We start from the raw sequence: 24349 nt of genomic DNA, 5'->3' as shown, positions 1-24349 counted from the left end.
GGTGGGTCAGGGGGAGGTCGCCAGCCAGCGGACCACCTCGATCTGTTGGGGGAACACCGTCGTCCCATCGGTGGCCCAGAGCAGGCAGTGGCCGAGAGCCCAGCCGAGCACCCGCTCCCTGTCGAGCCCCAGCGTGCCGGTGATCCGGTCCAGCCGGCGGCGCACCGCCTCGGGCGAGTGCCCCAGTTCGGGGCCGCGCACGATCGGCACCGCCGAGAACTCGCGCTCGCCGGCCAGCGGCTTCGGGTCGATCACCAGCCACGGCTCCCGGCCGGCCCGGAGCACGTTGCCGGCGTGCAGGTCCTGGCTGACCAGCACCGGCTCACCCGGGTCGGCGACGAGTTCGGTGAGCCGCCCCACCGCCTCGTCCAGCAGCCGCCGCTCGTACGGGCGGCCGGCCTGCTCCCACCTCTCCGGCAGCCGGGCGACCCACCCGACGGCCTCCTCGACGAGCGGGGTGAACGGCGCGCCGGCCGGGCGCCACAGCCTCGGCAGCAGCCCGGCCACCACGTCCAGCGCCTCGTCGGGTGGCAGGTCGTGCAGGGGAGTGCCGGGCCGGCACCGTTCCACCAGCAGTGCCCGGCGCTGCGGGTCGTGGCCGAGCAGGCGGACCGCCGCGTCGCCGTCCCAGGCGGCCAGGGCCTCGGCCTCGTGGACGCTGTCCGCGTCGGGGCACTGGAGCTTCAGCACCGCCGGGGTGCCGTCGGGCAGCTCCGCGGGCATGGCCAACGAGGCGAAGGCGTACGGGTAGGGCGGCCCGAGCCGCAGCGACCACCGCCGCGCGCACGCCTCGCGCAGGTCGGGCAGTGTCGCCAGCCACTCCCGCCCGGCCGGCTTTCCGCGCACCCACGACAGCCCCTTGGGGATCTCCACCGAGCAATTGTGGACCACGGGAACCGGCCGGCGTGTCGCCACGGAGCCGGCCGCCGACCCGCCGCGCTGCGGCGGCGGGTCGGCTCACCGTAGCCGGCGGATGTCCCCGTACGCCCGGTAGAAGCCGCCCCGGCCCGCCTCGCGGACCCCGGTGACCAGGTAGCGCACCCCCGGCTCCCGGATGCCCTTGGGGAACTGCACCGACCAGTCCCGGTGGTAACCCTCGGAGAGGACGTGGATGCGTAGCCGGCCGCCGTCCTCGACGCACTGCACCACCACGCCGCCCCGGTCGTCGCTGGTCACCTCCACGGTGGACCACGCGGCCGGTTCGGGGAGCCGGGCGGGGGCCTTGACGTCCACCACCTCCGGCACGCTGCCCGCCTCGGCGGCCCGGATCGCCGGCTCGCTGGCGTCGATGCAGGCCAGGTGGCCGCTGGTGGTGACGACGAAGAGCCGCTCGCGGTGGTACTGCATGGAGTACGCGGAGCCACAGCCGGTGCCGAGCTTCCACAGCCGGTTGCCGGCCGCGTCGAAACAGTAGATCGAGGACGCGCTGTCACCGGCGAAGACGTACCGGCCGCCCTCGGCGGTGGCGCAGGAGAACACGGCGGCGTCACACCGGTACGTCCGCTCGGCCCGCCCGTCCTTGCGCAGCCGCACCACCTCGCGGGTGCCGGTGCCGGCGAAGACGGCGTCGGACTCCTGCCAGCCGAAGAGCACCGCCCCGGTGCGGGTGTGCCACAGCTCCTGCCCGGTACGCCAGTCCCAGCCGGTCACCCCCTGGGAGTGGCCGTGGTAGAGGGCGTCCCGGTCGCAGCGGACCATCCAGGCGGAGCGGCCGCGCCCCGGTCGGCGCCACAGGAACTCGTCCTCGTGGTCGATCGCGGCGATGCCGCCCTCGCGGTCGGAGACGCCCAGCACCCCGTCGTGGATGTCCAGCCAGTAGATGTCGATGTCGGGGGCGACCGCGTACGCCACCCGGGGCACCTTGCCGGACAGGTCGTAGACGTTGCCGTCGTCGCAGCCCGCGTAGATCCAGTCGTCGTCGGCGACGATGCACTTCACCCCGTCGGGGAGCCGGACCTGGTTGAGCAGCCGCGCGTCGTGATCCAGGGTGGTGATCACCCCGTGCTCGTTGCCAACCATGCAGGTCCGCCCGTCGACGAAGATGCCGAACGCGGGCGCGCCCGAGTCGTACCGCCAGAGCACCGGGGCGGTGCGGGCGGTGGAACGGGTGCTGACGATCTGCCGACGGGACACCGCCCGCTTCTGTCGGGCGCCGCGCACCGCCGGGGCGTATCCCTTGCGGATCTTCTCCCCGATCTTCTTGGCGGCGGCGGCCCGGGCGCGGGCGTTGTCCGGGTAGCTGGTGGTCTTCACCTGCCCCTGGTCGCCGATCCGGCCGTAGCGAACGGTCAGCGCGGTGTCCGCCACCACGACCTCGTAGAACTTGTGCGCTCCACCGTCCACTTCGGACAGTTCGAGGTAGGTCGTCTCCTGCGACATCAGATGCCTCCGAGGGGGGGGGAAGGTCCGCAACCGCTGACAGCACGCACACGCTAACCGCGCCCACCGACAACGAACCCACGGTGCGCGGCGACGCGGACGGGGCCGGACCGGGATGTCTCTCTCCGGTCCGGCCCCGTTGCCCGGGGTGGTGCGTGCCGGTCAGGCGACGTGGCGTTGGAACTGCTGGTTGGCGCCGGTGCCGCAGGTCCACTGGATGAGGCGGGCGCCGTTGGTGGTGGTGTTGTCGGAGACGTCGAGGCACTTGCCGCTGTGGCGGGCGACGAGCCGGTGGTAGCCGTTACCCAGGTCGTCGAGTCGCCACTGCTGGTTGCTGCCGCTGCCGCAGGTCCACTGGATGACGCGGGCGCCGTTGGTGGTGGCGGCGTCGGAGACGTCGAGGCACTTGCCGCTGTGTTGGGCGAGGATGCGGTGGTAGCCGCCACCGGCGTCCTGGAGCCGCCACTGCTGGTTGAGGTCGCTGTCGCAGGTGTACTGGAGGATGGCGGCGCCGTTGGTGGCGGAGTTGTCCGAGACGTCGACGCATTTGCCGCTGTGGCGGGCGATGATGTGGTGGTACGGGCCGCCGCCCACGCCGGTGACGGCGCCGGTCGAGGTGTCGATGGAGATCTGCGGGTACCACGGCAGGGTCATGGTGCGCGAGGTCGGGAAGGCCAGCGGCAGCCAGACGTACTGTGAGTCGCTGACCGTGCCGCCCATGGAGTTGCCCCAGCGGTCGCCCAGGTACAGGTACGAGGTGCCCGAGGTGCCCTGGACCGGCAGGACGTACGCGGTCTGGGAGCCGTAGGCGATGTGATCACCGACGTCGGCCATGGCGGTCCACGGGCCGGCGGGGCTGGTCGCGGTGGCGTACTGCTGCTGGTTCGGGTTCCAGCCGGTCGCGCCGGAGGTCAACATGAAGTAGACGCCGTTGCGTTTGAACATCGCCGGCGCCTCGCGGTGGCCGCCCGGCCACGGGTTCGCCACCAGGCTGCCGATGCCCTGGTAGTCGGCGGTGAGCCGGTAGATGTGCAGGTCGTAGTTGTTCCGGGCGGACGAGATCATGTAGCCGGCGCCGTTGTCGTCGGTGAACACGGTGATGTCCCGGGACATGTGGCCCAGCGGCCGGAAGCTGCCCCGCCAGGCGTAGTCACCGTCGACGGTGTCGGAGACGGCGACCGCCGCGCGGGCCTGGCTGTAGTCGCTGCCGTTCTCCTTGTGCATCCACATGACGTACTTGCCGGTGGCGCTGTTGAACATGACCTTCGGGCGCTCGATCTTCGCGACGGCAAGCTCGGGGTCGGTGGCCTGGGTGAGCACGTGGTTGCGGAACTCCCACGTCCTCAGGTCCGTGGAGCGGTACGCCGAGACGTACCGGAAGGTGTTGTCGGCGTTACGGTTCTCCCCGAACCAGTAGTAGTACGACCCGACCTTGATCACGCCCCCGCCATGGGCGTGCACCAGGGCGCCGGTGGTGTCGGTGAACTGCGTCGCGTTGGTGACGGTGACCGGGGCGGCGTGAGCCGGCACAACCCCGGCGAGCAGCGCGGTGAGGACGGCGGACACGGCGAGGAACACGAGCGGGGCACGACGAACCATGAGCGTCCCTTCGTTGGGTGATGCGGGCAAAACCGGCTTGGACACCGCCCCGTGAAATTGACCAGAAGATATGTGTGCGTTAACAACGGCGTCAACGGTTCGACACGAAAATGCCGGCCAAGAGGCCGACGCGCTGCCGCTGGTTGAGCCTCCGGGCGCGTTCCTCGTCGTCGAAGCGGCAACGGGCGTCGCCGTCGACGACCGGCGCAGCGGTCAGCGACCCGATTCGGCGAGGACGTCGACGGCCTTGCGGGCGGCGACCAGCACCGGGTCCCAGACCGGCGCGTACGGCGGGGCGTAGCCGAGATCGAGCGCGGTCATCTCGTCCACCGTCATGCCGTTCCAGAGCGCCACGGCCAGCACGTCGATCCGTTTGGCAGCCTCGCAGCGGCCGACGATCTGCGCGCCGAGCAGCCGGCCGGTGGGGCGCTCGGCGATCAGCTTGATCGTCATGGGCTCGGCGCCCGGGTGGTAGCCGGCCCGGTTGGTGGACTCGGCGATCACCGAGACGAACTCGAAGCCGGAGGCGCTGGCGTCCCGCTCGCGCAGGCCCGTCCGCCCCACCTGCACGTCGCAGACCTTCGTCACGGCCGTGCCGACCACGCCGGGAAAGGTGGCGTACCCGCCGCCGATGTTGATCCCGACGATCCGGCCCTGTTTGTTGGCGTGCGTGCCGAGCGGGATGTGCACCGGCAGCCCGCTGACCCGGTGCAGCGTCTCCACGCAGTCGCCGGCAGCCCAGACGTCCGGCACCCCGGGCACCCGCATCCGCCGGTCCACCCGGACCCCGCCGGAGGGGCCCAGCGGCAGGCCGGCGGCCCCGGCGAGGGTGGTGTTCGGGCGTACCCCGAGACCCAGCACCACGACGTCGGCCGGCATCGGCCCGTCGGCGGTGACCACCGCGGACACCCGGCCGTCGCGTTCCTCGACCCCGGTCACCTCGACACCGGTCCGGACGTCGATGCCGACCGTGCGCATCGCGTCGGCGGCCAGGGCGCCCATGTCCGGATCCACCGTCGACATCGGCTGCTCGCCCTGCTCCACCAGCGTGACGGTCAGACCGCGCCGGATCAGCGCCTCGGCCAACTCCACCCCGATGTAGCCGCCGCCGACGACCACCGCCCGGCGGGGCCGCGGCTCGGCGTCCAGCCACTCGCGCAGCGCGGCGCCGTCATCGAGGGTCTGCATGCCGAACACCCCGGCGACCCCGTCGTCCGCCCAGTCCGGCCGCACCGGGAGCGCGCCGGTGGCGTACACCAGGGTGTCGAACCGTTCGCGGAGCTGCCCGCCACGGTCCAGGTCCCGGGCGACCACCTCGCGGCGGCCCAGGTCGATGCCGGTGACCTCGGTGCGCAGCCGCACGTCGATGTCGAACTCGTCGCGGAAGGTCGCCGGATCGCGGGCGATGAGTTGGTCGCGCTCCTTGACGACGCCGCTGATCCAGTACGGGATGCCGCACGCCGAGTACGAGGTGAAGTGCCCCCGTTCGAAGGCGACGATCTCCAGGTCGTCGCGACCCCGGCGGCGGCGGGCCTGCGAGGCCGCCGCCATCCCGGCGGCGTCCCCGCCGATGACGATCAGCCGCTGCGCCACGGTGCCCAGTCTCCCACGGAATGATCAGCCTCGGGTCTGCCGCGCGACGTCGGCCACCACATCCTCCAGCCGGCCGGTGCGCGCGTACACGGCCCGCTGCCGGGCGGCGCCGGTGCCGTGCCGGCGCAGCCCGCCGAGCAGGTCGGTCACCTCGGCGAGGTCGCCGTGGCAGTCCAGCGCCGGGCGAACCCGGTCGACCAGCTCGTCCAGCAGCTCCCAGGCGGGCCGCAGCTCGCCGTTGGCGACGTCCACGCCGTCGCCCTCCAGCCCGTCGTGGGCGGCCCGCCAGTGCGCGGCGACCAGCAGGTGATGCTCGGTGTTGGTCGCCGGCCGCCCCTCGGCGATGTCCGCCATGGCGGTCGCCACCAGGGCCCGGACCAGGGCCGCGACCAGCACCGCGTCGTCCACCGAGGGACAGACGTCGCCGATGCGGATCTCCACCGTCGGATACTTGGCCGACAGCCGGGCATACCAGTAGAGCATCCCCTCGTCGAGCATCACGCCGCTGGCGATGAGCTGCCGGATCAGCCGCTGGTAGTGCTCGTGTGACGCCAGGTACGGCGTCGGGGCCACCGACGGCCAGCGTTCCCACTCCACCGAGCGCCAGCTCGCGTACCCGGTGTCCGTGCCGCCGGCGAACGGCGAGTTGGCGGTGGCCGCGTGCAGCACCGGCAGCCACGGCCGGACGTGGTTGAGCACCTGCACCCCGGGGTCCGGGCCGGGCACCCCGACGTGCACGTGCATGCCGTTGTTGCCGGGGCCGGGCACCAGCAGCCGGAACCGTTCGATCATCCGGTCGAAGCGGGGCTTGTCGACCACCGGCGGAACCGGGCCCTCCACCGGGCCGGTGCCGATGGCGAGCAGCCGTACACCGGCCCGTTCGGCGGCGTCGGCCAGCTCGGCACGCAGCATCCCGAGGGAGTGCCGGATGGAGCTCAGCTCCAGACCGGGCGGGCTGCCGATCTCGATCTGGCTGGTCTGGAACTCCCGTTGCACCTGGCCGCGCAGCTCCGGCGGCACCTGCTCCATGACCAGATCGACGGCGGGCACGGCGGCCCCGGTGTTCGGGTCGACGAGCAGGAACTCCTCCTCCACGCCGACCGTCAGCAGGTCGGTGCCGTGCGGGCTCGTCGTCGCCTCCGCCACCTGGCTGGTCATCACGTCACCGTCCGTTTCGTGCCGGCGGGGGTGTCCTGGCCGGTCGGGTTCTGGTTACCCAGGGTGGTCAGGAGCGGAAACGCGGCCCGGCGCGTCGGGCCGCGTGTCGCGATCGGACGGCTCGGTGGACGGCGACCCCTAGGCTGGTGCCGTGCCGGGTCTGCTGCTGGCGGTGACGGGTCTGTGGGCGTACGCGCTCGCCGAGCTGACGCTGCTCGCGGACCGGCCGACCGAGCTGCTGGCCGGCGCGGCCGTGGTGGCCGCGCTGCTGCTCACGGCGCTGGTGGCGGCGTGTCCGCGGCTGCCCGGCGGGCCGGCCCGTGGGGTGCGTCGCGCGGTGGCGCTGCGGGACCGGGCGCGGCGGCGGGTCCCGCGCCAGGTCGACCCGGACGCGGCGGGTCGTCCGCGGCCCCGGGCGCCCGGGCCGGTCCTCCCGGTCGGGTGGTGCCCGGCGGCGGGCTGATTCCGCGCCCCCGCCCGACCGGTTCCGTCGTCATCCGTCCCCGCCGTGGGACACCCGGAACCGGACCGAGGGGTCAACCCATGCTCGCCTTCTCACCCGTGCACGACGCGGTGAGCGCCGCCGGCGCCGCCGTCACCTGGCTCTCCGAGCTGCTCGCGCCGCTCGCCGGCGGGGCGTCCACGGCCGCCGCCATCGTCCTGTTCACCGTCGTCGTCCGCCTGTTGATCTCGCCGCTCACCCTGGCCCAGGTTCGCGGGGAGCGGCGCCGCGCGGCGCTCGCCCCCGAGGTCCGTGCGCTCCGACAGCGGTACGCCGAGGATCCCGCCACCCTCCAACGCGAGTTGTTCGCGCTCTACCGGCGGGCGGGTGCCTCCCCGGTGGCCGGCTGCCTGCCGGCGCTGTTGCAGGCACCGTTCTTCCTGGTCATGTACCGGCTCTTCGCGTTGGGCAACGGCCACGCGGGGCTGCTCGCCGAACCGCTGGCGGGTGTGCCGTTGGGTTGGCAGCTGACCGACGGGTTCACCGGCGCGGCGCTGCCGGTCCTCGGCGTGCTGCTGGTGGCGCTGACGGGGCTGGCCTGGTTGCTGTCCCGGCGGTCGCGGCGCACGCTGGCCGCCACTCCGACCGAGGGGCCGGGCGCGGCGGTGGCGGGCCGGTTGATCCCGCTGTTGCCGTACGGGACGGTGCTGGTCGCACTGGTGGTGCCGCTGGCGGCGGTGCTCTACCTGGTGACCACGACGGCGTTGACGGTGGCGGAGCAGACGGTGCTGCGCCGACCGCGGCCGGTTCCCGCCGAGGCGTGACGAGGCGGCCGGGTCGCCTCCGGGAGGCGACCCGGTCAGCGGCGGCGCCGGTCAGCGGCCGGTGGCCACGGAGTCCCGCTCCCGCCGGGCCCGCCGTCGGCGTACCTTCTTAACGGTCCAACTGGCGACCATGAAGGCGAAGACCGCGAAGATGGCGTAGTTGAACCAGCTGCTGTACCGGTCGACGTCCGACCAGCGGGTGCCGAGCGCGTAGCCCGCGCCGACGATCAACGTGTTCCACACCCCGCTGCCCAGCGTGGTGAGCAGCACGAACTCGCCCAACGGCATCCGGTTCGCGCCGGCCGGGACCGACACCAGGCTGCGTACCACCGGCATCAGCCGGCCGATCAGCACCGCCCACCGGCCGTACCGCTCGAACCAGCGGTCGGCTTTCTCCAGGTCGCCCAGGTCGACCAGGGGAAGCCGGTCCAACCAGCGCTTGAGCCGGTCCTCCCCGAGGACGGCACCGATCCAGTAGAGCGCCAGCGCGCCGCCCAGCGAGCCGGCCGTCGCGGCCAGCACGATCAGCACCAGGGGGAACCGGCCCTCGCTGGACAGGTAGCCGGCCATGGCCAACACGATCTCGCTGGGGATCGGGGGGATGATGCTCTCCAGGGCCACCAGGACGGCCACCCCGAACGCACCGAGCGAGTCGATGACGCCGGCCACCCACCCGGTCAGCCCGCTGAACTGGCTCGGGTCGACGTTCTGGGCATGCGCCACGGGCGTCCTTCCGCAGGAACTGCCGGGATCGGAACGTAGTACCCCCACAGCCCCTCGGCCACACCTCGCGGTGACCGCGTCCACTGATTTCGGGCTCAGTCCTGCGGATGCAGCGCCCGGTCCGCCGGCCCCCGCCGCCAGCCGGTGAACCGGACGGTCAACCCGCCCCGGGTCGGCGAACAGCAGAACGGCCCGGCCAGCGTCGCTACCTCCGGCGCGAGCGGGGCTAGCCGGACCAGCCGCCACGGCTCGTCGGCCACCCGGGCCCGGACGGTCAGCGCGTCGCCGTCCCGGCTGGCCCGCACGGTCACCTCCCGCCCCGACCACTCGGGCACCGGGGCCACCGACCAGTCCGAGACCTCCCGGGTCACCACCGCCCCCACCTGCGGCTGGCCGTCGCTGACCTCCACCCCGGCCTTGACCCAGTTCCGCTCGTCCACCCGAACCAGCACCCCGGCCTGGTCGAACTGTTCGGCGTAGTCCAACCGGAAGCTCACCTCGACGGCGCTGCCGGCCGGCAGCGGGGCGAGCAGCGCCGGCCCGTCGTCGTGCACGAAGCCGTAGCTGGTGTGCCGCCAGAAGTCCGTCTTCGCGCCCGGCTCCACCAGCAGGTCACCGCCGTCGGTCCGCGCCACCCGGACCGGGGCGTGTAACCACTCGCCAGCGTTCCAGTCGACGTCCCGGGGTGCTGCCCGCGTGTGCTCCACCATGCCGGCACCGTACCCACCCGGCGGCGTCCGGGCACAGCCTCCCCGCCGTCACCCTCGGGCTGGCCGACTGTTCGCGTTTGCCGGGACGGCGGATCGGAGACATAAGGCCGGCATGGGTGACAGGTGGTACTCCGAGGCCGTCGTCTACTGCCTCGACATCGACACGTACGCGGACTCCGACGGCGACGGGTTCGGTGACATCCGGGGACTGACCGGCCGGCTCGACTACCTGGCCCGGCTCGGGGTGACCTGCCTGTGGCTGCACCCGATCCATCCGTCGCCGAACAAGGACGACGGGTACGACGTCACCGACTTCTACAACGTCGACCCACGCTTCGGTACCCTCGGTGACTTCGCCGAGCTGCTGCACCAGGCGCGGAACCGGGGCATCCGGGTGATCATCGACCTGGTGGTCAACCACACCTCGGACGAGCACCCGTGGTTTCTGTCCGCCCGCTCCTCGCCCGACTCGCCGTACCGCGACTGGTACGTCTGGTCCGAGCACGAGCCCGCCGACCGGCACCAGGGCATGGTCTTCCCGGGCGAGCAGCACGAGACCTGGACCTACGACCGGACCGCCAAGGCCTGGTACTACCACCGGTTCTACCGTTACCAACCCGACCTAAACATCGCGAACCCGAAGGTCCGCGAGGAGATCAAGAAGATCGTCTCGTTCTGGCTCCAGCTCGGCGTCTCCGGCTTCCGGATGGACGCGGTGCCGTTCATCATCGAGCTGACCGAACCGAACAACCCGAACTCGTCCAAGGACTTCGAGTTCCTCACCGAGCTGCGCCAGCACGTGCAGTGGCGACGCGGCGACGCGGTCCTGCTCGCCGAGGCCAACGTGGAGCCCGACCAGTTGCCCGCCTTCTTCGGTGACCAGGCAGGTTCCGGCAACCGCATCCACATGCTCTTCGACTTCATGCTCAACGGGCGGCTCATGCTCGCCCTGGCCCGGCAGGATCCGGAGTCGGTGGTCGAGGCGCTGCGGGACACGCCGACGCTGCCGACCGGCGGGCAGTGGGCCACCTTCCTGCGCAACCACGACGAGATCGATCTGTCCCGGCTCACCGCCGAGCAGCGCAACGAGGTGTACGCGCAGTTCGGTCCGGACGAGGACATGCGGATCTACGACCGGGGCATCCGGCGCCGGCTCGCCCCGATGCTCGGCAACGACCGGCGGCGCATCGAGCTGGCGTACGCGCTCCAGTTCTCGCTGCGCGGGACGCCGGTGTTGCGGTACGGCGAGGAGATCGGCATGGGCGAGGACCTGTCGCTGCCCGGCCGGCACGCGATCCGCACCCCGATGCAGTGGTCGTACCGGGAGAACGCGGGGTTCTCCACGGCCGAGCCGGACAAGCTGGTCCGGCCGGTGGTCGCCCAGGGGGAGTTCGGCTACCAGCAGGTCAACGTCACCGCCCAGCGCCGCGACCCGAAGTCGCTGCTGGGCTGGTTCGAGCGGATGATCCGTACGCTGCGGGAGGCCCCGGAGATCGGGTCGGGCTCCACCACGCACATCGACGTGCCGATGCCGCGCGGAGTGCTGGCCCACCGTGCGGACGGGCCCACCGGCACCATGGTCTTCCTGCACAACCTGGGCACCGACGACGTGGAGGTGGACCTCGGCGTCCTCGCCCCCGAGGCGGACCTGCCGATCGACGTGCTGTCCGACCGGGGGTACGGCGAGGTGGGCAAGTTGGACAGCCTCAAGGTGGCCGGGTACGGCTACCGCTGGATCCGGCTCTGCCGCGGCGAGGTCTGACACCCGCGACCGGGCAGTGGATCTTGATTGCGGGGCCGACCCGTCGGCGTGCTCCTGGGTTAAGCTCCGTCGACGAGCCACAAGTTACCGGGAGGTAATCATGTCGGAGGAGCCCCGCGTCGCCATCGTGACCGGAGCCGCGCGCGGTATCGGCGCGGCAACCGCGCGCCGGCTGGCCGCCGACGGCATGGCCGTGGCCGTGGTCGACATCGAGGAGCCGGCCGCCGCCGAGACGGTGGAGGCGATCGCCGCCGCGGGCGGCCGTGCTCTCGGCGTCGGGGCCGATGTCTCCGACCGGGCCCAGGTGGAGGCCGCCGTGCAGCGGGTCGCCGCCGAGCTGGGCGCACCGACCGTCCTGGTCAACAACGCCGGCGTGCTCCGCGACAACCTGCTGTTCAGGATGACCGACGCCGACTGGGACACGGTGCTGGGCGTGCACCTGCGGGGCGCCTTCCTGTTCAGTCAGGCCACCCAGAAGCACATGGTCGAGCAACGGTGGGGCCGGATCGTCAACCTCTCCAGCACCTCGGCGCTGGGCAACCGGGGCCAGGCGAACTACGCGGCGGCCAAGGCCGGCCTCCAGGGCTTCACGAAGACCCTCGCCATCGAGCTGGGTCCGTTCGGCGTGACGGTCAACGCGGTCGCGCCCGGCTTCATCGTCACCGACATGACCGCCGCCACCGCCGCCCGGATGAAGGTCGACTTCGAGGCGCTCCAGCAGCACGCCGCCGCCGAGACCGCGGTCCGTCGCACCGGCCGGCCCGAGGACGTCGCGCACACCGTGTCGTTCCTGGCCAGCGAGGGGGCCTCCTTCGTCTCCGGCCAGGTCATCTACGTCGCCGGCGGCCCCCGGGGCTGACCGCCGGCCGAGGGTGTCGCGCCCCCGGACGTCAGCGGAGGGCGTGGCGGGTGCGCCAGAGCCAGAGCAGGCCGAGCACCGGCAGGACCAGCGGGACGTAGCCGTACCCGTTGCCGAAGCCCGACCAGACCGTCTCGTCCGGGAAGAGGCCCGGGTCGACCAGGCTGAGCACGCCGACGCCCAGCACCCCGGCCAGCTCCACCGAGCAACAGGCGAGCGCGACCCGACGGCCGGCGTGCCCGGCCCGGGCCAGCCCGAGGGCGGCCACGATGTAGACCAGCGCGGCCAGCGCGGAGAGCAGGTACGCCACCGGCGCCTCGTCGAACCTCGTGGCGATCTGTAACCCCGCCCGCGAGGTTGCGGCGATGGCGAAGAGGATGTAGACCGCGATCAGCAGCCGGCCGGGGCCGGAGTTGGTGGCCAGCCGCCCGGCCGGAGCGCCGGCGTCAGCCACCGACGACCGCCCAGGTCTGCTGGAGCCGGACGACCACCACCGGGGTGACCAGGCAGACCGCGCAGACGATCGCCGAACCCCACCGGGTCGGCTCCATCCTCGCCAGCACCCACGCCAGCGGCGGCAGACAGACCAGCGTCACCAGGTAGCCGAAGAACGCGCCCGGCTCGCCCGGCCGCTCACCCCGGCCGAGCCCGACCAGCGCCACCACGGCCAGCACGAGCAGCGCGCACTCCAGGACAGCGAGGCCGACGAACTGCGAACGGTCCGGTGGCCGGTGGCGCACCGCCGCCACCAGGCTCCACAGCGCGAGTACGAGCGACAGTACGATCGTTGCCGTCGAGAGGATCCCGTCCACCGGCGAGCCGGTCGAGGCTGCGCTGGTCATCGGGGGCGTCCGGTCCCGGTCTCGGTCACCGGGACAGCGTACTGACCGGCGACCCACCCGCCGCCGGCCCGGTCGCCGGACGGACGGCCCCGCCACGTCGGCTGCGGCGGGGCGGGAACGGCGACTAGCGTGATGGACCACGGGCCGCGGGATCGCCGTGGCCGACGACGACACCGGGGGTACCTCGTGTTGCGGTTCGGTTTGTTCGGCACCGGCCACTGGGCGGCGGAGACGCACGCGGCGGCGATCGATACGCACCCACACGCCGAACTCGTCGGGGTCTGGGGGCGCAACCCGGAGAAGGTCGCCGAACTGGCCGGCCGGCACGGTGTGCCGGCGTACGACGACGTCGACGCCCTGCTCGACGCCTGTGACGCGGTGGCCGTCGCGCTCCCGCCGGACGTGCAGGCCGACATCGCCGTCCGCGCCGCCGTCGCGGGCCGGCACCTGCTGCTGGACAAGCCCCTCGCCCTCGGTCTGGCCGACGCCGACCGGGTGGTCGCCGCCGCGCAGCAGTCCGGGGTCGCCTCGGTGGTCTTCTTCACCCAGCGGTTCCACCCCAACATCACCGGGTTCCTCGCCTCGACGGCGGCGGCCGGTGGCTGGCAGCACGCCCGGGCGACGTTGTTCGCCTCGATCTACCAGCCCGGCAGCCCGTACGGCGGCTCCCGGTGGCGGCGGGAGCACGGCGCGCTGTGGGACATCGGCCCGCACGCGCTGTCGATCATCCTGCCGGTGCTCGGTCGGGTGACCCGGGTCGCCGCCATGGACGGGCCGAGCGGCCTGGTGCACCTGCTGCTCACCCACGACGGCGGTGCGACCAGCGCCCTCTCCCTCACCCTGGACGCGCCGCCCGAGGCGACGACCCGGGACCTCGTCTTCTTCGGGGAGAACGGCGCCGTGATCGTCCCGCCCGGCGACGGCAGTGTGCTGGCCGCCTTCGGCGCGGCGATCGACCAACTCATCGAGGAGATCGACGCGGGCACCCGCGACCACCGCTGCGACGTGCGTTTCGGCCGGGAGGTGGTGGAGATCCTGGCCGCCGCCGAGGCCGCCCGCCGCGCCGGCCGCACCATGGAACTCTGAGCCGGGGCCGGGCCGGGTGAGCCGATATTCCGTCGCGGGGAACCGGACCGGTGGCTAACCTGGCCGGCATGTGCGCCTACGCCCTGATCGACGTGGCCGCCGCGCCGGCCACGCGGGGCCTCCTTCTGGTCGCCCGTCCGCGAGTCCGGCGCCCGGCCCTGGCCGGCCGGCACGCCCACCGCGCCTGAGCTGACCCGCGCGACACCGCCGCCCGCCGTGCGGGTCGGCCGGTCGCGCCCACACCGCCACCGTCCGCCCGAGTCGCGCGTCCGCTGCGGAGCACTCCGCACCCCGCCGACACGAGGGTGACCCCGACGCGGCGCGATCGCGCCGCCCGGGAATTCGCGTACGCGGCGGTCAGCGGCAGCGGCGCGTGGTGTGCTCCGCGTCGATCCCCAGGGCCGTCCGAGTCCCGACCGCTCGGACCGGCCCGCCGTGGCGTGGCCTGTCCGTACCCGTCGCCGACCGGCGACAGACAGGACGATCCGCGTGGCGCCCCGCCGACCCCGTACCACCGCACGCGACCGGTCCCGTCGCGTGCTGTCCCAGAACTTCCTCGCCGACCCGGCCGCCGTCGCGCGCCTGGTCCGGGCGGCCCGACCCAATCCCGACGATCTGCTGGTGGAGGTGGGGGCCGGACGCGGCCAGCTCACCCGCCCGCTCGCCGCCCGGTGCCGGCGGCTGATCGCGTACGAGGTGGACCCGGCGGTCGCGCCGGATCTGGCCGCCCTCGGCGCGGCGCTGCCCCGGGTCACCCACCGGCAGCAGGACTTCCTCGCCGCCACCCCGCCCGACGAACCGTTCTCGGTGGTCGGCAACATTCCCTGGTCGCTGACCGCGGCGGTGGTCCGCTGGTGCCTGGCCGCGCCCCGGCTGCGCGCCGCGACGCTGCTCACCCAACTGGAGTACGCCCGCAAGCGCACCGGTGACCACGGTCGGTGGAGCCGGTTGACGGTGCTCACCTGGCCCGAGCACCACTGGCGGCTCGCCGGCCGGGTGCCCCGCTCCGCGTTCCGGCCGGCGCCGTCGGTCGACGGCGGCATCCTGCGCATCGAGCGTCGGGCCGAGCCGCTGCTGCCGACGGCGTCGCTGCCGGCGTACCGGCGGATGGTGGAGCGGGGCTTCGGCGGGGTCGGCGGGTCGCTGGCGGCCTCGCTGCGCACGGCGTACCCCCGGGTGGACGGGGCGCTGCGGGCTGCCCGGCTCGACCCGGCCACACCGGTCGGGCTGGTCTGGCCCGAACAGTGGTTGGTCCTGTTCCGACTGCTGCACGCCGTCGACCCCGGTGCCGCCGCGCAGCGCCCGTCCGGTTCGGGCCCCGCCGGGCGGCGCGGCCGCGACGGCGCCGCGCCGACGGCCCCGGTCAGTCCAGCGTGGCGAGGGCGTCGTTCAGCTCCGCCGGGTCGGTGAACTGTTCGGCGGGCAGGGCCATCAGGAACTGGAGCAGCTCGGTGCTGGCCCCGTTCTCCTGGGCCCGACGGACCAGATCCGCACGGGAGACCGGGTAGTCGAGCCCGGTCAGGTACTCCTGCAACTGCGCCCCGGTGACGGTCATGCCGCCGGCTACCCGCTCAGTGGCCCGACACACCGTTGTCACACGGGCCGCCGCACGGGCCGCCGCCGGGCCGTCCGGCCGGTTCGCCGGTGGCCCGTGCGCGCCGGTCGCGCCGGCCCTCAAGCAGCGGGGGCCGGCCCGGTGGCCCGGGGGTGGCCGGGTTTGCCCGACGACCCCCCGGGTAGCCGCAGGCCATGCTGGTTCAGCGGCTCGGCGCGCCGAGTGACTTCGACCCGTTGCTGGCGCGTGTCCGGGACGCCCGGGTGGTGCTGATCGGGGAGGCCACGCACGGCAGCTACGACTACTACCGGCTGCGCGAGCAGCTGACCCGGCGGCTCATCGCCGAACAGGGCTTCTCGTTCGTCGCGGTGGAGGGGGACTGGCCGGACTGCGACCGGGTGAACCGGTCGGTGACCGGCGCTCCCGGCGGGGCGGCCGACGCGCGGAGCGCACTGGAGCGGTTCGAGCGCTGGCCCACCTGGATGTGGGCGAACGCCGAGGTGGATCGCTTCTGCCGCTGGCTGCGTGCCTGGAACATGGCGCGCCCGGCGGGTGAGCGGGCCGGTTTCCACGGCCTGGACGTCTACAGCCTCTGGGAGTCCATGCGGGCCATCCTCGACTACCTGGGCGAGGAGGACCCCCGCTCGCTGGAGGCGGCGCAGGACGCGTACCGATGCTTCGAGCCGTACGGCAGGCGGGTCGAGGAGTACGGCGCGGCCAGCCGGTTCGTCTCCGCCCGCTGCGAGGAGGAGGTGGTGCGCCTGCTGACGCGTACCCGGGAACACGCCGCGGCGGACGGCCCGGACGCCTTCGCGGCCTGGCAGAACGCGGAGGTGGTGGCCGGCGCGGAACGTTACTACCGGGCCATGGTGCACGGCGGCCCGGAGTCCTGGAACGTCCGCGACCGGCACATGACCGACACACTGGATCGGCTGCTGGAGCACTACGGCCCGAACTCCCGGGGCATCGTCTGGGCGCACAACACCCACGTCGGTGACGCCCGGGCCACCGACATGGCCGCCGACGGCATGGTCAACATCGGCCAGCTCGCCCGGGAACGGCTGGGCCGGGACCGGGTCGTGCTGGTCGGCTTCGGCAGCTACCGGGGGACGGTGATCGCGGCGCCGCGCTGGGGTTCCCCGGCGGAGGCGATGGTGGTGCCGCCGGCCCGGGAGGGCTCGCTGGAGCGGCGGCTGCACGAGCTGATGCCGGAGCGGGCGGTGCTCGTCTTCGGCGGCCCGGACCAGCCGGAGTGGGCCACCAGCACCATCGACCACCGGGCGATCGGGGTGGTCTACGACCCGAGCTACGAGTCCTGGGGCAACTACGTGCCGACCCGGCTGGCCGACCGGTACGACGCCTTCGTCTGGTGCGACGAGACCACCGCCCTGCACCCGCTGCCCGCCTGCACCGCGCTGGGCGAGATGCAGACCTACCCGGCTGGCGTCTGACCGCGAAGCCCCCTGCCGCCGGCGGCAGGGGGTGCTCACGCTGACCCTGCGCAACCTGGAACGGGACGGCCTGCTGCACCGGAAGGTGTACCCGACCGTGCCACCCAGGGTCGAGTACACCGCCACCCCGATGGCGCTGGAGCTTTACGAGTCCCTGGTGGCCCTCACCGACTGGGCCGAGCGGCACCGGTTGGCGATCAGCGCGGCGCGTCCGGCGTACGACCGGGAGCACGGCGCCGGCGACGACTGAGCGCCGTGTGGCGAACACCACCCGATCATTCTGACCGATCGGTCAGCCCCTGACCGATCGGTCAGGCATGCTGGGGGCATGGCACGCGACACCCCGCAGACGCACGACGAGATCCTGGCCGCGGCGGCCCGGCGGTTCGCGGTGACCGGCTACCGGGGCACCTCGTTGCAGGACATCGCCCGCGAGGTCGGCTGCTCCAAGGCGACCGTGCTCTACCACTTCGCGGGCAAGGAGGCCCTGCTCGCCGAGCTGCTGGGCAAGCCCCTGGAGGTGCTGCGCCAGCTCGACGAGCGGCTCGCCCCCGTCGGCGGGGCCGAGGCCCAGCGCGTCGGCGCGGAGGGCTTCGTCGATCTCGCGGTGCGCTTCCGCCGGGAGATCGCCCTGCTTCGTGGGGAGTTCCCCGAACTGCTGGCACAGCCGGCCTTCGCCCACGTCCAGCAGATCACCGAGCGGCTGATCGACGCGGTCTCCGGCCACACCGGCAGGCTGGAGGACCGAATCACGGCCATGGTGCTGCTCGCCGGAATCTCCGAGGCGTGTGCCGAGTTCGTCGACGTCCCCGAGGACGAGCTGCGCCCCGCCCTGCTGGCCGTCGCCCGCCGGGTGCTCGCCCCTCTCGACCCCACCGTCAACCACTGAGGACAAGGTTCTGATGGCGACCCTGCTGTACCGGCTCGGCCGGGCCTCACTGCGCCGCCGGCGACTCGTCGTCGCCGTCTGGCTCGTCGTACTCGTCGGCCTCGGCCTCGCCGCGGCGACGCTGAAGGGCCCGATGGCGAGCAACTTCACCATGCCCGGCACCGAGTCGCAGCAGGCACTCGACCTGCTCGCCGAACGGTTCCCGGCGGCCAGCGGCGCCACCGGCACCATCGCGGTGAAGGCACCCGCCCCCGGCCAGCTCGGCACGCCCGAGGGGCAGGCCGTGGTCGGGCAGGTCGTCCAGGAGGCGGCCACCCTGCCCGGCGTGGTCGGCGCCGTCGACCCGTTCCAGGTCCAGGCGCTCTCCCCCGACGGCCGGTACGCCCTGGTCCAGGTGCAGTTCGCCAGCGGTGCCGACGACATCACCGACGCCCAGCGCGACGCGTACGAGAAGGTCGGCGCGCGGGCCGAGGCACAGGGCTGGCAGGTGGCGCCGGGCGGTGAGGTGCTCAACACCGAGCCCGAGGTCGGCTCCACCGAGGCACTGGGCGTGCTGGTCGCCGCGATCGTCCTCGTGATCACCTTCGGCTCCCTGGTCGCTGCCGGGATGACCATGCTGAACGCGCTGATCGGCGTCGGCGTCGGCATGGCCGGGCTGTACGCGCTCAGCGGTGCCGCCGAGCTGACCAGCACCGCGCCGATCCTGGCCCTGATGCTCGGTCTCGCCGTCGGCATCGACTACTCGCTGTTCATCACCTCCCGGCACCGGCAGAACCTGCTCGACGGGTTGACGCCGGAGGAGGCGGTCGGCCGGGCCGTGGGCACCGCCGGTTCCGCCGTGGTCTTCGCCGGCGCCACCGTGGTCATCGCCCTGGCCGGCCTGGCCGTGGTCGGCATCCCGTTCCTCACCGTGATGGGTCTGGCCGCCGCCGGCACCGTCACCGTGGCGGTGCTCGTGGCCATCACCCTCGCCCCGGCGCTGCTCGGCTTCGCCGGCCGGCAGGTGCTCCCCCGCAGGCTGCGCGACAACCACACCGTGCCGGCGACCAAGGACCGCTCCGGGTTCGGGTTCCGTTGGGCGCGCTGGGTGACGAGGCTGCGCGTCCCGGTGATCCTGGCCGGCGTGCTCGGCCTCGGGCTGCTCGCGCTGCCCGCCCAGGACATGCGGCTCGCGCTGCCGGACGCCGCCACCGCGCCGCAGGGCAGCGCGGCCCGGGTCAGCAACGACCTGATCCGGGAGGGCTTCGGCCCCGGCCTCACGGGCCGGCTCGCGGTCGTCGTCACCGCCGACTCGCCGCAGACCACCCAGGCCGCCGTCCCCCAGGTCACCGCGCTGCTCCAGCGGACGGAGAACGTGCTGGCCGTGAGCCCGCCGCAGTTCGACCCGTCCGGACGTACCGCCCTGCTCGGCGTGATCCCCAGGACCGGGCCGACCGACGCGGTCACCGAGACGCTGGTCCACGACGTCCGTGGGAAGGTCGGTTCGATCGGCGGCGCCCAGGTGCTGCTGACCGGAGTCACCGCGATCGGCATCGACGTCTCCGAGAAGCTCACCGACGCGCTGCCGGTCTACCTGCTGCTCGTGGTCGGCCTGTCGATCCTGCTGCTGATGCTGGTGTTCCGCTCGATCCTCGTGCCGGTCAAGGCGGCGTTGGGCTTCCTGCTCACCGTCGCCGCCACCTTCGGCATCACCGTCTGGGTGTTCCAGCAGGGCAACCTCGCCGGCCTGCTCGGCCTGGACACCCCGGGCCCGCTGGTCAGTTTCCTGCCGATCCTGCTGATCGGCATCCTGTTCGGCCTGGCCATGGACTACGAGGTGTTCCTGGTCTCCCGGATGCGGGAGGACTTCGTGCACGGGGACGGGGCCCGGCAGGCCACCATCAACGGGATGGGGCACGGCGCCCGGGTGGTCACCGCCGCCGCGCTGATCATGATCTCGGTCTTCGGTGGTTTCGTCTTCCTCGACGACCCGGTCATCAAGTCGATGGGCTTCGCGTTGGCCGTCGGCGTCGCCATCGACGCGTTCGTGGTCCGGATGACCATCGTCCCGGCGGTGATGTCGCTGCTCGACACCGCCGCCTGGTGGCTTCCCCGTGGGCTGGACAGGGTCCTGCCCAACGTCGACATCGAGGGCGAGGGCCTACGCGCCCACCTGGAGAAGCAACCGTCGGCCGTCTGACCGCGTGCACCCGTCGCGGCGGTCCGCCGCGACGAAGCCCGCCGGCTGCTCGCCCGGTACGGCGGACGGGCCGTGCTGCTCACCGGGCTGGGCCTGGCGGTCCTCGCGTTCCTGCTGCTGGCCCGGCTGCCGGCCGACGGCCGGTACCTGACCGACGTGCTCCCGGCGACGCTGGTCTTCGGGCTGGCCGGCGGGCTGACCCTGCCGGCGGTCACCACCCTCGCCATGGCCGGCGCCGACCCGGCCGACGCCGACTCGCGTCCGGGCTGGTCAACACCACCCAGCAGGTCGGCGGCGCGCTCGGGCTGGCCGCGCTGGCCACCCTCGCCGCCGCGCGCAGCGACGGCCTGCGGGGCGCGGGCTGGGCCGAGGTGGAGGCGCTCGCCGCCGGCTACCGGACCGCGTTCACCGTCGCCGCGGCCCTGGTCGCCGCCGCGCTGTTGGTGGCGCTGGCGACGCTGCGCCGGCCCACCCGCCCGGTGTCCGCGCCGGGTGCCGTGTCCGCGCCGGTCGGCCGAGCTGCGGCGGCCGCCGTACCCGAGCCGGCCGGTTGAGCTGCGCCGGCCGCCCGCCGACCCGTTCGCGGGCGGCCCGCCGCGTCGGCTTGCGGCGGGCCGGCATGCCCGCCAGGGTGAGCGGATGGGTGGCACCGAGGAGACGCGCGACGGGGTCGGACTGACCAACCTGGACCAGCCGCTGCTCGCCGGCGGTGACGTCACGAAACGCGACCTCGTCGACTATCTCGACGCGGTCCGCGAGCGGATCCTGCCCGGCCTGGCCGACCGGCCGCTGTCGGTGGTTCGGCTGCTGCGCGGCCAGGGCCCGTTCATGCAGAAGAACCTGCCGAGGTACACCCCGCAGTGGGTACGCCGTACCGACGTCTGGGCGGAGGCGTCCCACCGGCAGGTGTCGTACGCCCTCTGCGACGACCGGCGCACCCTGCTCTGGTTCGCCAACCAGCGGGCCGTCGAGTACCACCCCACCCTGTCCACCGTCGCACGTCCCGAGCACCCGACCCACCTGGTGCTCGACCTCGACCCGCCCGAGGGGGAGGCGTTCGGGCTCGTCGTCGGGGCCGCCGCGCTGGTCCGTCGGGCGCTGGCCGACACGGGCCTGGCCGGAGCGGTGAAGACCAGCGGGTCCAAGGGGTTGCACGTCTTCGTCCCGCTGGTGGCGGCGACCACCGCCGAGGAGGCGGCCGCCGCCACCCGTGCCCTGGCGGTGCACGCCGAGCGCCTCGACCCGGCGCTGGCGACCACCGCCTTCATCCGCGAGGACCGGGGCGGCCGGGTCTTCGTCGACGCGACCCGCGCGCACGGCGCGACGGTGGTCGCCGCGTACAGCCCGCGGGTACGACCGGGGCTGCCGGTCTCCTTCCCGGTGGCCTGGGACGACCTGGACGCGGTGACTCCGGCCGACCTCACCGTGCGGACGGTGCCCAAGCTGCTCGCCGACCGCGACCCGTGGGCGGCGGCGATGCCCGCGCCGCAGCGCCTCCCCGCCGACCTGGTGGCTGAGGGGCGGACCATTCCGGTGGCCCGGGTCCAGGCCATGCACGAGGGAAAGCGCCGGGCCCGGGCCCGGCGGGCCGCCGACTGATCCCGGTACGCCGCGCAGCGGCCCGGGTCGCCGGACCCGGGCCGCAGCGGTCGGTGACCGTGGTCAGCGGAAGTTGAACACCAGCGGGAAGGCGAGGACGACGGTCCAGGCCCAGGCGGCGTACACGAGCAGGTAGCGGGTCTGCCACCGTTCCAGCCGGGCGAAGGGCAGGCGGCCCCGGGTGAAACCGAGGAACAGCCATGCCGACCATGCCAGGTTGGTGAGCAGGATGAGGTTCTCGCCCAGCGCGGCGGTCTTGTTGGGGCTGAAGCCGAACTCGGTGATCCGGCCGGTGATCGCCAGCAGGACGAGGACGTCGATGACCAGGGCGGCGACGACGAGCACGAGTTGCAGGCGGTCGAAGAGGCCGGGCCGGGCCGTGAGGTCACGGGCGGAGATGGCGTACAGCAGCAGGCCCAGGACGATGACGAGCAGCAGGTCGAAGAGGATGAGGACGTCGCGCTCGACGTCGATGCCGTTGTTGGTCCAGATGAAGGCGACCAGGAAGGCCAGCAGGGTGGCGGCGAACAGCGGCGTGAAGACGCGGGTCAGCACGGGTGCCATGTTCTCGATGACGCTCTGTTTGGCCTCGACCAGCCAGGCCGACACGACGACCGCCGCCATGGCGCCGCACGGCAGCAGCCACTGGCTGACGAACCCCTCGGCATCGAGGCCGATGGCCTGGAAGGTGCCCATCGTGAAGGCGGTGAGCACGCCGCCGCCCAGCGCGAGGAGGGCGAAGTAGATCAGCCACTCCCCGGTGAACCGAATGAAGTCCATCCGCCGCCGGTTTGAACGCCAGTCGCCGCCGGCGTAGGCGACGCCGACGACCAACCACAGCGCGATCGGCAGGTGGATCGCCGTGAGGACGATGCTCTGCGAGTCGTCGGCCAGCGGGTACGCGTTCGCGGCGACCGCGCCGAGGACGAACAGCGCCGCGAGCACCCCGATGAGGCGGATGCCGGCCCTGCGTTGCCAGGCGAAGTAGGCGGCCAGCGCCGGCAGCGCGAACAGGCTGATGTTGCGCGCGTAGAAGCTGCCGTTGTGGTCGGACATGTCGAGCCCGAAGAGGCCGGGCACCTTGATGGCCAGCGCCGCCACGGCCGCGCAGAGGACCATGACCGGCAGCTCGCGGCGGGTACGGGCGGCGGACGCCTCCGGCTCTGCGGGCAGTACGAGTTGCTTCCACAGCCGCTCGGAGTGCTCGCGGGCGAACTCGCGGGACAGGTCGTCGAGGCTGCCCATGCGTTTGACGGCGATGAGGAACGCCTCGTCGGTGCGAAGCCCGCCCTCGGTCAGCTCGGTGATCCGGCTGCGCAGGTGGTCTTCCAGCTCCTCGGCATCGGTGTGGCGCAGCTCCCGGCGGCGGTCCATGTAGGCCCGCCACTCGGCGATCTGGCCCTCCAGTTCGCTGTCGACGGTCATCGTCCCGCCTCCCAGGCCGGTGTCATGATCGGCGTGATGGCCGGGGTCGCGCTCCAGACGCTCCGCAGGGCGTCGACGACCGTGGCCCACTGGCGGCGCTGCTCGGCGAGCTCGGCGCGGCCCTGGTCGGTGATGCGGTAGTACTTGCGGCGGCGTCCCCCGGGTGGGGTCTGCCAGTCCGACTCGACGTGCCCGAGCCGCTCGAGGCGGTGCAGCAGCGGGTAGAGCAGACCGTCGGTCCACTCCAGTTGCCCGCCCGACAGGTCGTTGACCTGCTTGAGAATCGCGTAGCCGTAGCTTTCGCCCTCGGCGAGGATCCCCAGCACGAGCGGTGTGGCCGAGGCTGCGACGAGGTCTTTGGTGATGTGCATCTGACCCACCTATCCCTAGAACTGCAATGCATAGTAGTTCTAGGTATGCCGGCCGCGCAATCCCGCCGGGGAGGTGGGTCATGTGCTTCGGTGCGGTGAGCGCGGCGGTTCGCCGCTACGGCACCATCCAGCCCAGCACCGGGGTTGCCTGCAAGCCGACCAGCAACGCCATCGCGCAGATCAACACCACGCTCCAGCCGAACATGCGGCGGAACAGGTCGCCCTCGCGGCCGCTGAGCCCCACCGCGCTCGCCGCGATCGTCAGGTTCTGCAACGAGATCATCTTGCCGACCACGCCGCCGGACGCGTTGGCCGCGGCGAGCAGCACCGGGTCCAGGCCGGCGCGGTGCGCGGCGGTGACCTGGAGCGCGCCGAACAGTGAGTTGGACGACGTGTCCGAGCCGGTGAGCGCCACGCCCAGCCAGCCGAGCACCGGCGAGAGCAGCGCGAACAGGCTACCGGCGCCGGCCATCCAGGTGCCGAGCGTCGCGGTCTGCCCGCTGCCGTTCATCACGAACGCCAGCGCCAACAGCCCGCAGACGGTCAGGATTGCCCAGCGCAGCGAGGACAGCGTCTGCCCGTACGCGGCGAGCGCGGCGCGCGGCGTGACCCGCAGAATCGCCATCGTGACCAGGCCGGCCAGCAGCAGCAGCGTGCCCGGCGAGGAGAGCCAGTTGAGCCGGAAGACAGGCAGCGACGACGGCTTGCCGGAGGCGGTCAGCAGGTGAAGTCCCGGCCAGTCGAAGGTCACGGTGACCGCGTTGAGCGCGTCCGCGACCGCGGGCGCCTGCGACAGGCCGAAGATCGCCACGATCACCAGGTACGGGGCGTACGCCCGCCAGACCTCGGCCGGGGCGTCCGACCGATCCGGGGCCACCGCCTCGCGACTGGCGAGGGCCACCG

At 73.1% G+C, this 24349-nt stretch carries 23 protein-coding genes and 2 pseudogenes; 12 read left to right on the top strand and 13 right to left on the bottom strand.

The window, feature by feature from the left end; genetic code table 11:
* Positions 1-6: 6 nt before the first annotated feature.
* The 5 genes from E1193_RS16375 to E1193_RS16355 form a co-directional block, all read right to left on the bottom strand.
* Positions 7-873 carry an aminoglycoside phosphotransferase family protein gene (locus E1193_RS16375; RefSeq protein ID WP_132184057.1) on the bottom strand — a complete coding sequence of 289 codons (867 nt, stop codon included), beginning with the start codon at positions 871-873 and terminating at the stop codon, positions 7-9.
* Between the two features lie 84 nt (positions 874-957).
* Positions 958-2379 carry a WGR domain-containing protein gene (locus tag E1193_RS16370; protein WP_132184056.1) on the bottom strand — a complete coding sequence of 474 codons (1422 nt, stop codon included), beginning with the start codon at positions 2377-2379 and terminating at the stop codon, positions 958-960.
* 162 nt (positions 2380-2541) lie between these two features.
* Positions 2542-3978, bottom strand: a complete 1437-nt coding sequence (locus E1193_RS16365; protein WP_132184055.1) for an RICIN domain-containing protein — start codon at positions 3976-3978, stop codon at positions 2542-2544.
* Positions 3979-4191: 213 nt separating this feature from the next.
* The gene (locus tag E1193_RS16360) at positions 4192-5571 is read right to left on the bottom strand and encodes an FAD-dependent oxidoreductase (RefSeq protein WP_132184054.1); all 1380 of its coding nucleotides are present in this window, start codon (positions 5569-5571) and stop codon (positions 4192-4194) included.
* A 24-nt stretch (positions 5572-5595) separates the two neighbouring features.
* Positions 5596-6729, bottom strand: a complete 1134-nt coding sequence (locus E1193_RS16355; RefSeq protein WP_132184053.1) for a glutamate--cysteine ligase — start codon at positions 6727-6729, stop codon at positions 5596-5598.
* Positions 6730-6880: 151 nt separating this feature from the next.
* Here E1193_RS16355 and E1193_RS16350 point away from each other — a divergent pair, with 151 nt between their 5' ends.
* Entirely contained in the window at positions 6881-7192 is a 312-nt protein-coding gene (locus E1193_RS16350; protein ID WP_243707711.1) for a DUF6412 domain-containing protein, read from the top strand.
* 80 nt (positions 7193-7272) lie between these two features.
* A complete protein-coding gene (locus E1193_RS16345; RefSeq protein WP_132184052.1) occupies positions 7273-7995 on the top strand; it encodes a YidC/Oxa1 family membrane protein insertase in 723 nt (240 codons plus the stop codon).
* 51 nt (positions 7996-8046) lie between these two features.
* Here E1193_RS16345 and E1193_RS16340 read toward each other — a convergent pair whose 3' ends face one another.
* On the bottom strand, positions 8047-8718 hold the full coding sequence (locus tag E1193_RS16340; RefSeq protein WP_132184051.1) for a DedA family protein: 672 nt from the start codon (positions 8716-8718) through the stop codon (positions 8047-8049).
* Positions 8719-8813: 95 nt separating this feature from the next.
* On the bottom strand, positions 8814-9428 hold the full coding sequence (locus E1193_RS16335; protein ID WP_132184050.1) for a DUF1349 domain-containing protein: 615 nt from the start codon (positions 9426-9428) through the stop codon (positions 8814-8816).
* 112 nt (positions 9429-9540) lie between these two features.
* Between E1193_RS16335 and E1193_RS16330 the strand changes: the two genes are divergently transcribed.
* The gene (locus E1193_RS16330; protein WP_132184049.1) at positions 9541-11190 is read left to right on the top strand and encodes an alpha-amylase family protein; all 1650 of its coding nucleotides are present in this window, start codon (positions 9541-9543) and stop codon (positions 11188-11190) included.
* A 100-nt stretch (positions 11191-11290) separates the two neighbouring features.
* Positions 11291-12049 (top strand): 3-oxoacyl-ACP reductase FabG, encoded by a 759-nt coding sequence (fabG, locus tag E1193_RS16325; protein WP_132184048.1) that lies wholly within the window; start codon positions 11291-11293, stop codon positions 12047-12049.
* A gap of 31 nt (positions 12050-12080) precedes the next feature.
* Here fabG and E1193_RS16320 read toward each other — a convergent pair whose 3' ends face one another.
* Positions 12081-12503, bottom strand: a complete 423-nt coding sequence (locus tag E1193_RS16320; RefSeq protein WP_132184047.1) for a hypothetical protein — start codon at positions 12501-12503, stop codon at positions 12081-12083.
* Positions 12496-12891 (bottom strand): hypothetical protein, encoded by a 396-nt coding sequence (locus E1193_RS16315; protein ID WP_132184046.1) that lies wholly within the window; start codon positions 12889-12891, stop codon positions 12496-12498. The genes E1193_RS16320 and E1193_RS16315 overlap by 8 nt, the downstream gene beginning before the upstream one ends.
* A 186-nt stretch (positions 12892-13077) precedes the next feature.
* Here E1193_RS16315 and E1193_RS16310 point away from each other — a divergent pair, with 186 nt between their 5' ends.
* A complete protein-coding gene (locus E1193_RS16310) occupies positions 13078-13977 on the top strand; it encodes a Gfo/Idh/MocA family oxidoreductase (RefSeq protein ID WP_243707709.1) in 900 nt (299 codons plus the stop codon).
* 489 nt (positions 13978-14466) lie between these two features.
* Positions 14467-15246, top strand: a pseudogene (erm, locus tag E1193_RS16305) (ErmE/ErmH/ErmO/ErmR family 23S rRNA (adenine(2058)-N(6))-methyltransferase); the annotation flags it as partial.
* A 94-nt stretch (positions 15247-15340) separates the two neighbouring features.
* Here the strand turns inward: erm and E1193_RS16300 are convergent.
* Positions 15341-15532, bottom strand: a complete 192-nt coding sequence (locus E1193_RS16300; RefSeq protein ID WP_132184044.1) for a DUF2795 domain-containing protein — start codon at positions 15530-15532, stop codon at positions 15341-15343.
* Positions 15533-15726: 194 nt separating this feature from the next.
* Here E1193_RS16300 and E1193_RS16295 point away from each other — a divergent pair, with 194 nt between their 5' ends.
* From E1193_RS16295 to ligD, 6 genes and pseudogenes are all read left to right on the top strand, one after another.
* A complete protein-coding gene (locus tag E1193_RS16295; RefSeq protein WP_132184043.1) occupies positions 15727-16983 on the top strand; it encodes an erythromycin esterase family protein in 1257 nt (418 codons plus the stop codon).
* A gap of 31 nt (positions 16984-17014) precedes the next feature.
* A pseudogene (locus E1193_RS16290) lies at positions 17015-17233 on the top strand (helix-turn-helix domain-containing protein); the annotation flags it as partial.
* A gap of 78 nt (positions 17234-17311) precedes the next feature.
* The gene (locus E1193_RS16285) at positions 17312-17872 is read left to right on the top strand and encodes a TetR/AcrR family transcriptional regulator (RefSeq protein ID WP_132184041.1); all 561 of its coding nucleotides are present in this window, start codon (positions 17312-17314) and stop codon (positions 17870-17872) included.
* 13 nt (positions 17873-17885) lie between these two features.
* The gene (locus tag E1193_RS16280) at positions 17886-20051 is read left to right on the top strand and encodes an MMPL family transporter (protein ID WP_132184040.1); all 2166 of its coding nucleotides are present in this window, start codon (positions 17886-17888) and stop codon (positions 20049-20051) included.
* A gap of 371 nt (positions 20052-20422) precedes the next feature.
* A complete protein-coding gene (locus E1193_RS16275; RefSeq protein ID WP_132184039.1) occupies positions 20423-20605 on the top strand; it encodes a hypothetical protein in 183 nt (60 codons plus the stop codon).
* Between the two features lie 85 nt (positions 20606-20690).
* Entirely contained in the window at positions 20691-21650 is a 960-nt protein-coding gene (gene ligD / locus E1193_RS16270; protein ID WP_132184038.1) for a non-homologous end-joining DNA ligase, read from the top strand.
* Positions 21651-21713: 63 nt separating this feature from the next.
* Here ligD and E1193_RS16265 read toward each other — a convergent pair whose 3' ends face one another.
* The 3 genes from E1193_RS16265 to E1193_RS16255 form a co-directional block, all read right to left on the bottom strand.
* A complete protein-coding gene (locus tag E1193_RS16265) occupies positions 21714-23075 on the bottom strand; it encodes a permease prefix domain 1-containing protein (RefSeq protein ID WP_132184037.1) in 1362 nt (453 codons plus the stop codon).
* Complete coding sequence (locus tag E1193_RS16260; RefSeq protein WP_132184036.1) at positions 23072-23446, bottom strand: PadR family transcriptional regulator; 375 nt, start codon at positions 23444-23446, stop codon at positions 23072-23074. Before E1193_RS16260 ends, E1193_RS16265 begins: the two co-directional genes overlap by 4 nt.
* A gap of 115 nt (positions 23447-23561) precedes the next feature.
* On the bottom strand, positions 23562-24349 hold a 788-nt coding region (locus E1193_RS16255; RefSeq protein ID WP_207922730.1), incomplete at its 5' end, for an L-lactate permease.

The sequence above is a fragment of the Micromonospora sp. KC606 genome (assembly GCF_004348675.1).
Lineage (GTDB): Bacteria > Actinomycetota > Actinomycetes > Mycobacteriales > Micromonosporaceae > Micromonospora.
This window is presented reverse-complemented; position numbering and strand designations above follow the sequence as displayed.

Excerpts from the sequence above, each read along its gene's own strand:
- E1193_RS16370 (WP_132184056.1), bottom strand. The coding sequence starts at position 2,379 with ATGTCGCAGGAGACGACCTACCTCGAACTGTCCGAAGTGGACGGTGGA.
- E1193_RS16365 (WP_132184055.1), bottom strand. The coding sequence starts at position 3,978 with ATGGTTCGTCGTGCCCCGCTCGTGTTCCTCGCCGTGTCCGCCGTCCTC.
- E1193_RS16355 (WP_132184053.1), bottom strand. The coding sequence starts at position 6,729 with ATGACCAGCCAGGTGGCGGAGGCGACGACGAGCCCGCACGGCACCGAC.
- E1193_RS16345 (WP_132184052.1), top strand. The coding sequence starts at position 7,273 with ATGCTCGCCTTCTCACCCGTGCACGACGCGGTGAGCGCCGCCGGCGCC.
- E1193_RS16335 (WP_132184050.1), bottom strand. The coding sequence starts at position 9,428 with ATGGTGGAGCACACGCGGGCAGCACCCCGGGACGTCGACTGGAACGCT.
- E1193_RS16330 (WP_132184049.1), top strand. The coding sequence starts at position 9,541 with ATGGGTGACAGGTGGTACTCCGAGGCCGTCGTCTACTGCCTCGACATC.
- fabG (WP_132184048.1), top strand. The coding sequence starts at position 11,291 with ATGTCGGAGGAGCCCCGCGTCGCCATCGTGACCGGAGCCGCGCGCGGT.
- E1193_RS16315 (WP_132184046.1), bottom strand. The coding sequence starts at position 12,891 with ATGACCAGCGCAGCCTCGACCGGCTCGCCGGTGGACGGGATCCTCTCG.
- E1193_RS16300 (WP_132184044.1), bottom strand. The coding sequence starts at position 15,532 with ATGACCGTCACCGGGGCGCAGTTGCAGGAGTACCTGACCGGGCTCGAC.
- E1193_RS16295 (WP_132184043.1), top strand. The coding sequence starts at position 15,727 with ATGCTGGTTCAGCGGCTCGGCGCGCCGAGTGACTTCGACCCGTTGCTG.
- E1193_RS16285 (WP_132184041.1), top strand. The coding sequence starts at position 17,312 with ATGGCACGCGACACCCCGCAGACGCACGACGAGATCCTGGCCGCGGCG.
- E1193_RS16280 (WP_132184040.1), top strand. The coding sequence starts at position 17,886 with ATGGCGACCCTGCTGTACCGGCTCGGCCGGGCCTCACTGCGCCGCCGG.
- ligD (WP_132184038.1), top strand. The coding sequence starts at position 20,691 with ATGGGTGGCACCGAGGAGACGCGCGACGGGGTCGGACTGACCAACCTG.
- E1193_RS16265 (WP_132184037.1), bottom strand. The coding sequence starts at position 23,075 with ATGACCGTCGACAGCGAACTGGAGGGCCAGATCGCCGAGTGGCGGGCC.
- E1193_RS16260 (WP_132184036.1), bottom strand. The coding sequence starts at position 23,446 with ATGCACATCACCAAAGACCTCGTCGCAGCCTCGGCCACACCGCTCGTG.